The organism is Erwinia sp. PME.40.26/001 (assembly GCF_055556675.1).
Genome location: NZ_JBVHNP010000110.1, coordinates 1 through 278, shown reverse-complemented (window position 1 = coordinate 278; position 278 = coordinate 1). Strand labels below are relative to the sequence as shown.

Annotated in this window: 1 protein-coding gene; it reads left to right on the top strand. The window is 66.9% G+C overall.

Annotated elements, in window-relative coordinates; genetic code table 11:
* A partial coding sequence (locus ACZ3HG_RS23445; protein WP_465334734.1) for an FAD-dependent monooxygenase occupies positions 1–278 on the top strand: 278 nt, incomplete at both ends.

Sequence of the window (278 nt, the reverse complement as noted above, 5' to 3'; positions counted from 1 at the left end):
AGCGCAAGGCGGTCTATCGCTTCAACGCGATGGTCGCGACCGCATGGCGCAGCGGGCGCGGCCTGATCGCTGGCGATGCCGCGCACCGCATGCCACCTTTTGCCGGCCAGGGGCTGTGCTCGGGCGTGCGTGATGCGGCGAACCTCGCGTGGAAGCTCGCCGCGATCATCCGCGATGGCGCATCCGACAGGCTGCTCGACACTTATCAGCCGGAGCGCGAGCCCAATGTGCGCTCGATCATCGGCATGGCGATGATGATGGGCCAGATGGTGTGCATC